At 53.1% G+C, this 10,223-nt stretch carries 11 protein-coding genes; 9 read left to right on the top strand and 2 right to left on the bottom strand.

Annotated features, from left to right (window positions below):
* Positions 1–166, top strand: a 166-nt coding sequence (locus tag AC3WQH_RS24740; protein ID WP_492332299.1) for a transposase, incomplete at its 5' end; no start/stop codon positions are given.
* A gap of 116 nt (positions 167–282) precedes the next feature.
* Complete coding sequence (nadA, locus tag AC3WQH_RS24735) at positions 283–1,227, top strand: quinolinate synthase NadA (RefSeq protein WP_007776421.1); 945 nt, start codon at positions 283–285, stop codon at positions 1,225–1,227.
* A 205-nt stretch (positions 1,228–1,432) separates the two neighbouring features.
* Here nadA and AC3WQH_RS24730 read toward each other — a convergent pair whose 3' ends face one another.
* On the bottom strand, positions 1,433–1,924 hold the full coding sequence (locus AC3WQH_RS24730; protein WP_026556962.1) for a PCYCGC domain-containing protein: 492 nt from the start codon (positions 1,922–1,924) through the stop codon (positions 1,433–1,435).
* A 193-nt stretch (positions 1,925–2,117) separates the two neighbouring features.
* On the opposite strand from AC3WQH_RS24730, the gene AC3WQH_RS24725 reads away from it, so the two are divergent.
* The 7 genes from AC3WQH_RS24725 (at position 2,118) to AC3WQH_RS24695 (ending at position 8,869) form a co-directional block, all read left to right on the top strand.
* The gene (locus tag AC3WQH_RS24725; RefSeq protein WP_492332298.1) at positions 2,118–3,125 is read left to right on the top strand and encodes a metal ABC transporter substrate-binding protein; all 1,008 of its coding nucleotides are present in this window, start codon (positions 2,118–2,120) and stop codon (positions 3,123–3,125) included.
* A gap of 180 nt (positions 3,126–3,305) precedes the next feature.
* Positions 3,306–4,076, top strand: a complete 771-nt coding sequence (locus tag AC3WQH_RS24720; RefSeq protein ID WP_005828605.1) for a metal ABC transporter ATP-binding protein — start codon at positions 3,306–3,308, stop codon at positions 4,074–4,076.
* A 37-nt stretch (positions 4,077–4,113) separates the two neighbouring features.
* A complete protein-coding gene (locus AC3WQH_RS24715; RefSeq protein WP_005828603.1) occupies positions 4,114–4,953 on the top strand; it encodes a metal ABC transporter permease in 840 nt (279 codons plus the stop codon).
* A 38-nt stretch (positions 4,954–4,991) separates the two neighbouring features.
* Positions 4,992–5,417 carry a Fur family transcriptional regulator gene (locus AC3WQH_RS24710; RefSeq protein ID WP_005828601.1) on the top strand — a complete coding sequence of 142 codons (426 nt, stop codon included), beginning with the start codon at positions 4,992–4,994 and terminating at the stop codon, positions 5,415–5,417.
* Between the two features lie 217 nt (positions 5,418–5,634).
* Entirely contained in the window at positions 5,635–7,257 is a 1,623-nt protein-coding gene (nadB, locus tag AC3WQH_RS24705) for an L-aspartate oxidase (protein ID WP_005828599.1), read from the top strand.
* Complete coding sequence (gene nadC, locus AC3WQH_RS24700; protein WP_005828597.1) at positions 7,247–8,092, top strand: carboxylating nicotinate-nucleotide diphosphorylase; 846 nt, start codon at positions 7,247–7,249, stop codon at positions 8,090–8,092. The genes nadB and nadC overlap by 11 nt, the downstream gene beginning before the upstream one ends.
* Positions 8,093–8,104: 12 nt before the next feature.
* A complete protein-coding gene (locus AC3WQH_RS24695) occupies positions 8,105–8,869 on the top strand; it encodes a type III pantothenate kinase (RefSeq protein WP_005828595.1) in 765 nt (254 codons plus the stop codon).
* Positions 8,870–8,928: 59 nt separating this feature from the next.
* Here the strand turns inward: AC3WQH_RS24695 and AC3WQH_RS24690 are convergent, their stop codons facing one another.
* Positions 8,929–9,357: a GNAT family N-acetyltransferase gene (locus AC3WQH_RS24690; protein ID WP_007776427.1), complete on the bottom strand. Its 429-nt coding sequence runs from the start codon at positions 9,355–9,357 to the stop codon at positions 8,929–8,931.
* Between the last annotated feature and the right edge of the window lie 866 nt (positions 9,358–10,223).

Raw genomic sequence — 10,223 nt, 5'->3', positions numbered from 1 at the left:
AAATGGCCTTCTGCGAGAATTTTTTCCCAAAGGCAAGGATTTTGCCGAAGTCTCCGAGGAGGAACTGATTCAGGCCTTGGAGCTCATTAACAATCGGCCAAGAAAATGTCTGGGTTGGAAGACCGCTTACGAATCATTCATGGAAGCTCTGTCGCACTTGTCTTGACAATTCGTCAAAAGGAAAGGATAGGCAAATCATGTAACAACGCTTACATTGACAAGACCCAGTAATCAGCTTACAATGACCGTAAATTATGACACCACCGTAGGGGGATTTTTTCCATGGACGCTTTAGCGTTAGAAAAAAAAGCCCAGCGCAACGCTGAGTTACGTGAACGACTGATGCAGTTGAAGAAAGAACGTAATGCCATCATTCTTGCTCATTTTTACCAACGTCCTGAGATTCAGGAAGTAGCCGACTTCATTGGAGATTCCTTTGGACTGGCACAAAAAGCAAAGGAAACCGATGCAGATGTGATCTTGTTCTGCGGAGTTCACTTCATGGGAGAAAGTGCAAAAATTCTCAATCCCCAAAAGAAGGTTATCATTCCTGATGAGCGCGCAGGCTGTCCAATGGCGGACATGGTGAACGTAGAGGGGCTGCGCAAGCTAAAGGCACAGCATCCGAATGCGAAAGTAGTGGCGTACATCAACACTTCTGCTGACGTCAAGGCAGAAACACACATCTGCTGTACGTCGTCTAACGCAAAGCGAGTGATCGAATCTGTGGACAGCGAGGAGATCATCTGGGTTCCGGACAAAAACCTGGGCCACTACGTCTCCCAGTTCACAGACAAGAAAATGATTATTTGGGAAGGCTACTGCAATACGCATGACCAGTTGTCCGTCGAAGACATCATGACGTTGAAGCAGCAGCATCCAGAGGCAGTGGTCGTCGTGCATCCGGAATGCCGCCCGGAAGTGGTTTCCTTGGCCGACTACGTAGGCTCCACAACCGGAATCCTCAAATACTGCCGCGAATCGTCCCACAAGGAATTTATCATCGGGACCGAGGACGGTACACGCTACATGCTGGAAAAGGACAGCCCGGACAAGACGTTTATTTTCGCGTCCAAATACCTCGTCTGCCCGAACATGAAGGTGAACAACCTGAAAAAATGCGTCGAGGCGTTAGAGACCATGAAGCCGGAAATCTACGTGCCAAAAGAAATCGCAGACGCGGCGCGCGCTTCGTTGGAGCGGATGCTGGAAGTGGCTCCGGCGTAAGCGGATGGCCTGTTGATCGGCAATCATTTTTATGAAAAGAGAGAAGGGAGCAGAGCTTGTTGTAAGCTTTGCTCCCTTTGTTGCTGTCTCGCGTGCGAAGCAGTCTACGACTCCGCCAGAGGCTGAAATCCTTTCTGCTATCCCCAAAAAGCTCCCTCGTGAGGAAGCGACAGCGTGCCAGTCCCTGATGAAAACTGCCCGATGCTCAAGACGGCATAGGAGTCGGTGTCGGTTTTCCGTAGCCTTCTTTGTAGGTGTGGTCGATGTAGTCGCGGATTTCTTTTGTCGATTTTCCAGCCTGCTTCAGCTTGGAAGAAATAACGGCAATCTCCATGCAGACGCCGCAGCGTGTCCCGTGGTCATCCCAGACGATGGAGCCATCCGGCTTTTCCTCTTTGATAAAGCAGTTGCCGTTGTGCAGATGTCCAGCGCTCTCTCCGCAGCCGCAGTAGCAAGGGATGGATTTGAGCAGCTCGCGGTTGGTGCCGGCGATTTTGTACGATTCGATAATGACGGGGTCTTGATTATCTAAAAACTTCGGAAGCTGATCGACGGAAGCTGTCATTTCCTGCAGGTCACCATTCGGAGCGTGCTGTGCGTGATTCGCGTGATCCTGACCAGCTTGATCGTTAGAGCCACAGCCAGCAAGCAGAGCTGCGGTGATGAAACTGATCGCTAACCATGATTGTCGTTTCATTTTGGACATACCTCCTGCCTTTTATCTTATCATAACGGCATGGAGAAATTGTGAAGCTATGATCGACGTTGCAAACAAATGACAATTAAATCGGAATAAATCCTATTTACTTTTTGGGCTTCAGTCCGTATAATGAAAAACGATCATGAAACTAAATCGGAATCATTTTGAATTGGGTAGGAGGAGCACAGAGATGAAAAAGGGCCTGATGGCGATCGTTAGCCTGATTGCAGCGGTCAGCATTGCCGGATGCGGCGCAGCCGAGCAGACAGCAAGCACACCTCAAACCGGCGGCGATGCGAGTGCCAAGCCAAAAGTATATACGACTATTTATCCGCTCGAATACGTAGCCAAGCGTATCGGGGGCGACCATGTGGAAGTGACCAACATCATTCCGCCCGGAGTGGAGCCGCACGATTACGAGCCAACTGCAAAAGACATGGTGGCGTTGGCGAACGCAGACATTTTTGCCTACAACGGCAGCGGCCTGGAGCTGTGGGTCGATAAAGCGGTAGGCAACCTCGACAAAAACAAGACTGTGATCGTCAATGCGTCGGAAGGTCTGGACTTGCTGAAAGCGACAGAACATGAACACGAGCACGAAGGGGAAGCAGCGACGGAAGAAGGGCACGAGCATGAGGGAGAAGCCGCGACCGAGGAGCACGGCCATGACCACGGCGAATTTGACCCGCACGTCTGGCTGGACCCTACGAAGCTGAAGGCGCAGGCGGAAAAAGTGAAAAATACGCTGGTGCAAAAAGACCAGGCGCACGCTGCCGATTATGAGAAAAACTACGCGCAATTGGCTGCCGACTTGGATCAGTTGGACCAGGAGTTTAAAAACATGGTCTCGCAAGCTGCTAAAAAAGAATTTATGACCTCGCACAGCGCATTCTCCTATTTGGCGAATCGGTACGGACTGGAGCAAGTATCCATTTCCGGGCTGAATCCGGCTGACGAGCCGTCGCCAGCAGAATTGAAAAGTCTGGTCGAGCATGTGAAGGAGCACAACATCTCCTATGTCATGTTCGAAACGCTCGTCTCGCCAAAAGTAGCGGAAGTGATCGCGAAGGAAGCCGGCGTGAAGACGGCGACGCTCAATCCGCTTGAAGGTTTGACTGAGGAGGATGTAAAAGCTGGACGTGACTACTTGTCCATCATGCGTGACAACCTGGAGACTTTGAAAGTCACATTGAAATAAGCTTGCAGCAAAAATGTCGCTATCTACAGCGGCATTTTTTTCTTTGCCTGCCCGCGATTTTGTCCTGATAGCCGGGCTTCAGGCGTTTTTGCCAAATAGGAGGGTTGTGGTTCGGGCAAAATCGTAGTAGGATGAAAGGTAACAAATCAGAACAAATCCGATTTAAAGGATGATTATTGCATGGAACCAATGACCCAAGGAGTGCCTGTGGTAAAGCTCACGGACGTCTCCTTTCAATATGAAGACAAACTGGTTCTGGACGGGGTGGAGTTTTCGCTGGAACGGGGAGAGTTTGTCGGGATTGTCGGCCCGAATGGCTCGGGAAAATCAACGCTGATGAAGCTGATCCTTGGGCTGCTCACCCCGAACAAGGGAAAAGTCGAGCTGTTCGGTCAGCCTCTGTCCAAATTCCGCGAATGGAACCGGATCGGGTATGTAGCACAGCAGGTAGCTCACGGAGCTGGCGGCTTTCCCGCGACGGTGCAGGAAGTCGTGGCTTCCGGTCTGGTGGGGAAGGTCGGCCTTTTCCGCAGACTGAACGCCCAACATCATGCGAGCGTGCGGGCTGCCGTCGAGCGTGTCGGCTTGGCGGAAAAGCTGAATCAGCGCATCGGCAGCCTGTCTGGCGGGCAATTGCAGCGCGTATTCATCGCGCGTGCGCTCGTGGCGGAGCCGGAGCTGTTGATTCTCGATGAGCCTACTGTCGGTGTCGACCAGGAGTCGATTGAGCAGTTTTACGGTCTGCTTCGCTCGCTCAAAGAGGAAAACGGCCTGACGATGATGATCGTGAGCCACGACGTCGGCGTCATGTCGCAATGGGTGACAAAAGTAGCTTGCGTGCAGAAGAAGATTCATTTTCATGGAACGGCTCACGAGTTTGAGCACAATCAGGAAAAAATATTGCAGAGCATGTATGGTGATTCTGTCCGGCTTTTGTCTCATCACCATTAAGCCGTTGCAAACGAGATAACAAAGAAGGAGTATGAACATGCTGGCTGATTGGTGGCAGTATGATTTTTTGCGGTACACCCTGTTTTCGGGGATTTTGATTGGCCTGATTTGCCCGTTGCTCGGGACGTTTCTCATCGTCCGGCGCTTGTCGATGATGGCCGACGGACTTTCTCACGTCACGCTCTCGGGCGTGGCGGCGGGGATGCTGGTCTCGAAAAAAATTGCCTTTTTCTCGGCAGTAAACCCGCTGTTTTTCGGGATGCTTTTTGCGGTAGTCGGCTCGTTGTTCATTGAACGGCTGCGCAAAGTATACAAAGCGTATCAGGATTTGGCGATCCCGATCATTTTGTCCACAGGTCTGGGGCTGTTTACGGTGTTAATCAGTGTGGCGGACGGATTCAACGCTGACCTGTACTCGTATTTGTTCGGGAAAATTGTCACTGTCTCCATCGAGGACTTGTATGCGCTGATTGGCGTGGCAGTCGTTGTGCTGGGCACCGTCTTTTTGATTTACAAGGAGCTGTTCGCCGTCTCCTTTGACGAAGAGTTCGCCCGGGTGTCCGGTGTCGCGCGCAGATCGATCAACCTGTGGTTCATGGTGCTCGTGGCGCTTACGATTGCCGCTTCCATGCGGATTGTCGGCGTGCTTTTGATTTCCGCGCTGATTACGCTTCCGGTTGCGGCGAGCCTGCAAATTGCCCGAAGCTTTCGCCAAACGATCTTTTTCTCGATTCTGTTCGCAGAAATCTCCGTGTTGAGCGGTTTGTATTTTGCCTATCTCTTCGATTGGGCATCTGGTGGTACAATTGTGTTGATGGCCGTTTTGATTATGCTCGTTGTCTTGGGAGTCAAAAAGCTGCGTGTGATAATGCGATAGAGTCATCAGGTTAAGACAAAAGGAAGGAGTGTTTGTCGATGAAAGTGGAAGAAGCCCTGCAAATTTTGAAGGAGCACGGGTACAAATATACCGGCAAGCGGGAGGAAATGATCCGCATCTGCGCAGCCGAAAAGCGCTACTTGTCTGCCAAGGATATTATGGAACGAATCAAGGAGCAGTATCCGACGCTCAGCTTCGATACGGTTTATCGCAACATCTCCACTTTTGTTGAGCTGGGGATTTTGGAGGAGACGGAGCTGGAGGGAGAAGGCCGTTTTCGTCTCGCTTGCTCCGCCGACGGGCATCACCATCACCACGTCATCTGTACGGAATGCGGGAAGACCTCTTCCCTGCCAGGCTGTCCGATGAACGTCATGGCGGCTGTCCCGGAAGATTTCCAGGTGACCGGGCACAAGTTTGAAGTGTACGGAACCTGCAAGGAATGTGTCGCCCAATCCAACTGAAGCTAGTTTGCCTGCAAAGAGTGTTCGCCTGAGGGCGGGCGCTCTTTTTTTTGCAAGAACAGCCTTTCGCCAAAAAGCGATCGCTCATCCTTGAGAAGTCTTTCGATACAGGTTTTCTTACGCCTGAAAAGGAACTCTTCCAATGTAGTTTTCATCCGGTCGGTATTTGCTATAATGGGTGGGAAATCATCAGTTACGGAGAGAAGGGACAGCAGCCATGATTCCCCGTTATATCGCGGATTTTGATTTGCAGTCGTTGCCTCGATTGAAAACAGACGTAGCCGTTGTAGGAGCAGGGATAGCCGGGTTGTATACGGCATTGCAGACGAGTGAGTTTGCGGATGTAGTTCTGATTAGCAAAAAAGGGCTGGATGACAGCAATACCCGCTGGGCACAAGGGGGGATTGCCGCCGTTACTGCCAAGTCGGATTCTCCTGCCTTGCATCGTCAAGATACGCTGATCGCCGGAGCTGGACTTTGCTCGTACGAAGCGGTGGAAGTGCTCGTACACGAAGGCCCTGATCGCTTGAAAGAACTGATTGCATATGGGACGGAGTTCGATCGGGATGAACAAGGCCAGTACGAACTGACGCAGGAAGGGGCGCACAGCAAGCGGCGCATTTTGCACGCTAACGGGGATGCAACCGGAGCAGAAATCGTCCGCGCTCTGTCCAAGCGGGTGATGGAGCAGGGGAACATTCGGGTGCTGGAGCATCATTTTGCCATTGATGTGGTCACACAGGATGGAGAGTGCGTGGGGGTCATCGTGCAAAAGCCGGAAGGGGACATGTTTTTCCTGGAGGCAAAAGCAACCGTGCTGGCGACCGGGGGAGCGGGGCAACTGTACCGCTACACGACCAATCCGGAAATCGCCACCGCTGACGGAATCGGCATCGCCTACCGGGCCGGGGCGCGCATTAAGGATGTGGAGTTCATCCAGTTTCACCCTACGGCGCTGTACTATCCGGGGGCGCCGCGCTTCCTGATCTCCGAGGCCGTACGGGGGGAAGGCGCGATTTTGCGCAACAGCAACGGCGACCGCTTCATGGACAAGTACCACCCGCAAAAAGAGCTGGCGCCGCGCGACATCGTAGCCCGCGCCATCGTCTCGGAGATGGAGCAGACCAAATCGTCGTTTGTGTATTTGGACATCACGCACGAACCGGAGGAGCTTATCAAGCGCCGTTTCCCGACGATCTACAACTTTTGCCTGCAATACGGACTGGACATGGTGACGGACTGGATTCCGGTTGCCCCTGCGTGCCACTACATCATGGGCGGCGTCCAGACCGATCTGAACGGCGAGACGACGACAAAACGGCTGTTTGCCTGCGGGGAGGCGTCCTGCACAGGGGTACATGGAGCCAACAGGCTGGCGAGCAATTCGTTGTCGGAAGCGGTCGTGTTCGGACATCGTATCGCGCAGCGGATCAAACAGTTGCCTGCGCTGCCTGACATTCGTCCGGTCCGGGCTGTATCTGCAGATCGGGATGCGCGCACGTTTAGTACACGTGAACAAAGAGTGAAGCTGCAAAAGCTGATGCTGCGGCATGTCAGCGTCAAACGCGACGAAAAAGGCTTGTTGAAAGCGCTGGCAGAACTGGAGCGAATGGAGCGGTTTTACCAGTACGCGGCGCAGGACCGGGAGGCGTTCGAGTTTTTGAACCTGTTGAACGCAGCGGTGCTGACGACGAGAGCCGCATTGCTTCGCGAAGAAAGCCGCGGCGGGCACTATCGCAATGATTTTCCGAATAAAGACGATTTGTTATGGCGCAAGCATTTGATCCAGACGTTTGAAGACGGCGTCCAAGAGGAGTGTGGAAAAAACGATGTGGAATAAACGGGAGCTGGAGCGAAAAATCGAAGAGTGGCTGCAGGAGGATCTGGGCTTTGGCGATGTGACGACGCTGAGCACGATCCCCGAGTCCGAGCAAGGAACGGGAATTTTGTACGCAAAGGAAGCGGGAGTGGTAGCCGGGCTGCCGATTGCCCGGCAAGTGTTCGCGACGGTTGATCCCGCGCTTGTGTTTACGGCAAAAGTAGAAGAAGGACAGCGGGTGGAAGTCGGCCAGGAGCTGGCAGAGGTGCGCGGCTCCGTGCGTTCCATCCTGAGCGGCGAGCGGCTTGCGCTCAATTTAATGCAGCGCCTGTCCGGCATCGCGACGAAGACGAGCGAATACGTGGCAGCGGTAGCGGGAACGAAAGCGCGGGTAGTGGATACGCGCAAAACGACTCCGGGACTGCGTTTTCTCGAAAAGTACGCCGTTCGCGTCGGAGGCGGCCACAATCACCGTTTTGCCTTGTACGATGCGGTGATGATTAAAGACAATCACATCAAAGGAGCGGGCGGCATCGCACAGGCGGTCGCTTCGGCGCGGGCAGCGATTCCGCACACGATGACGGTAGAGGTGGAGGCGGAGTCGCTGGACCAGGTGCGTGAAGCATTGGAAGCGGGCGCGGACATTATCATGCTGGACAACATGTCTTTGGAAACCATGAGAGAAGCGGTGGCGCTTATTGATGGCCGCGCGGTTGTCGAGGCTTCCGGTGGCGTCAACCTGGAGACGATCGGAAATATTGCCAAGACGGGCGTGGATGTCATCTCTGTCGGCGCTCTGACCCACTCGGTCAAGGCGTTTGATATCAGCCTGGATTTGAATACGCGCAAACGGTAAGGAGCGACCTGTATGCTACTGGTGATCGACATAGGCAACTCCAACATCGTCCTCGGTTTGTACGAGGGCGAGGTGCTGCGGCATCATTGGCGGATTGCCGCCGACCGGAACAAGACAGAAGACGAGTACGGCATGCTGGTAAAAAGCTTGTTCAGCAGTGCCGGTCTGACGATGGAGCAGGTCAGGGGAATTATCTTTTCCTCAGTCGTGCCGCCGTTGAACACGGTGATTGAGCGCATGTGCGGCAAATATTTGCGCCAAAAACCGCTGATCGTCGGGCCGGGGGTCAAGACCGGGCTGAACATCAAATACGAGTATCCGCGCGAAGTAGGCTCGGACCGAATCGTCAATGCGGTGGCGGCCATTCACGAGTACGGGGCTCCGCTGATTGTTGTCGATTTTGGGACGGCGACGACTTTTTGCTATGTGGACGAGCGCGGGCAGTATTGGGGCGGAGCGATTGCGCCGGGCATCGGAATTTCCACGGAGGCGCTGTTCAGCCGCGCGGCAAAGCTTCCGCGCATCGAAATCACAAAGCCGGCAAGCGTCGTAGGGCGAAATACGATTGCGGCCATGCAGGCGGGCATTTACTACGGTTTCGTGGGCCAGGTCGAGGGGATTGTGCGGCGGATCAAAGCGGAGTACCAGACGGAGCCGACGGTAGTAGCGACAGGAGGGATGGCTTCGCTGGTAGCAGACGAGACATCCTGCATTCAAGTGGTCGATCCTTATTTGACATTAAAAGGGCTGCGCCTGGTTTATGAGCGCAATCAGTGAATTGGTGAAAAACAGCCGTGGAAGGCAAGCGCTGCGGCTGTTTTTGATTGGAGATTTTGCTACACCATTTTGCAATAAAACAATTCCGGATCACCAGGGTCCAGGTGGCTGATGGTTCCGCTGTACTCGTAGCCGAGCTTTTCGCAGAGCTGCTGCATTTTTTTGTTCGATAGGTTAGTGGAAGTGAACAGCTTTGCGGTAGGGCATATTTTTTCCATGTGGAGCATCAGGGCTTTGCCGATCCCTTTTTGCTGATGCGTGGGATGGACGACGACGAGGTGGATAAAGCTTTGCTGAAAAAACGATTGGTTCATGATGGCGAAGCCTGCGACATGCATGTCCAGGGAAGCGACATGACAGTGACCGGCTGCAATAGCGGATTGCAGCTCTTGCTCGCGACTGGCGGAGCCTAGCACGGCGGCATCTATTCGACAGACAGCGTCGATATCGTGAGACGTTGCTGGACGAATCGTTACTATGGCTTTCACGTCCTTCCATCATTTTTTGAGCCGTTTCCTTTCTTGTATGAAGAAGGGCAAGGGTGTTAAACTGAGAGTATAGACTTTGCGTTTTTCGGCATACGAATGAAAAGGAGCCAACGCCGTTGCAGCGGCATTGGACTCCCGGGACAAGAAGCTGTGGCACACCCACGGCGCGCATGATTACAAAACCAGCGAACCCACCGTCGGGCGGTCAACCTTAGGCGGTGGGTTTTCGCTTGTTACGCCGTTTTCTTGCCCATCGGTACAGCTTTCTGCCACTAAACCAGAGGCTGAGCAGCGTTGCCAGTACTTTCAGGCAAAGGTAGAGCGTGCCGAGCGAGACCATCAGCGTCACCTCCTTTGCAGGAAGCTGCGCCGCGGCCTTCCACCGCCAATCTTGTCCTATGGTAAAGTATACCATTGTTTGGTGTGGCAGCCATCCCAAAAAGCTCGTTTGCTCTGTCCTATTTGGTGTAGGCGCGATTGCAGGCGTGCCTGTGAAAGATGGATGGATGGTCCATGGAGTAAAATTCGGTTTCGCGGGCAATTATAAATGCGTAGCTCGCAAAGGGGGCGTGACGTAATCAGAGAAAAAGAAAACGGATTTTGTTATTTTTTCGTTGACAGCGCGTGGCTCACGCGCTACAATGGCTATTGTGCCTAGCAGAAAAGTTATATGACAGTGAACTTTTTAAATGAAATCAAAAAAGTTCTTGCCAAGTCGATGAGCTTGTGATAACATACGAAGTCTGAAAGGCAAACGAGGTGGATCGCTTTGATCCCTTTCATATATACATGGATGGATGTCCGAGCGGCCGAAGGAGCACGATTGGAAATCGTGTAGGCGGGGTTGACCCGTCTCGTGGGTTCAA

It is taken from the genome of Brevibacillus sp. FW301-21C12A, assembly GCF_058788915.1.
The sequence above is the reverse complement of the archived record's forward strand: the minus strand, read 5'-3'. Positions and strand labels throughout refer to the sequence as shown.

Coding starts and splice junctions, on each gene's coding strand:
- AC3WQH_RS24695 (WP_005828595.1), top strand. CDS start 8,105: ATGCTACTGGTGATCGACATAGGCAACTCCAACATCGTCCTCGGTTTG.
- nadA (WP_007776421.1), top strand. CDS start 283: ATGGACGCTTTAGCGTTAGAAAAAAAAGCCCAGCGCAACGCTGAGTTA.
- nadB (WP_005828599.1), top strand. CDS start 5,635: ATGATTCCCCGTTATATCGCGGATTTTGATTTGCAGTCGTTGCCTCGA.
- nadC (WP_005828597.1), top strand. CDS start 7,247: ATGTGGAATAAACGGGAGCTGGAGCGAAAAATCGAAGAGTGGCTGCAG.
- AC3WQH_RS24725 (WP_492332298.1), top strand. CDS start 2,118: ATGAAAAAGGGCCTGATGGCGATCGTTAGCCTGATTGCAGCGGTCAGC.
- AC3WQH_RS24720 (WP_005828605.1), top strand. CDS start 3,306: ATGGAACCAATGACCCAAGGAGTGCCTGTGGTAAAGCTCACGGACGTC.
- AC3WQH_RS24715 (WP_005828603.1), top strand. CDS start 4,114: ATGCTGGCTGATTGGTGGCAGTATGATTTTTTGCGGTACACCCTGTTT.
- AC3WQH_RS24710 (WP_005828601.1), top strand. CDS start 4,992: ATGAAAGTGGAAGAAGCCCTGCAAATTTTGAAGGAGCACGGGTACAAA.
- AC3WQH_RS24730 (WP_026556962.1), bottom strand. CDS start 1,924: ATGAAACGACAATCATGGTTAGCGATCAGTTTCATCACCGCAGCTCTG.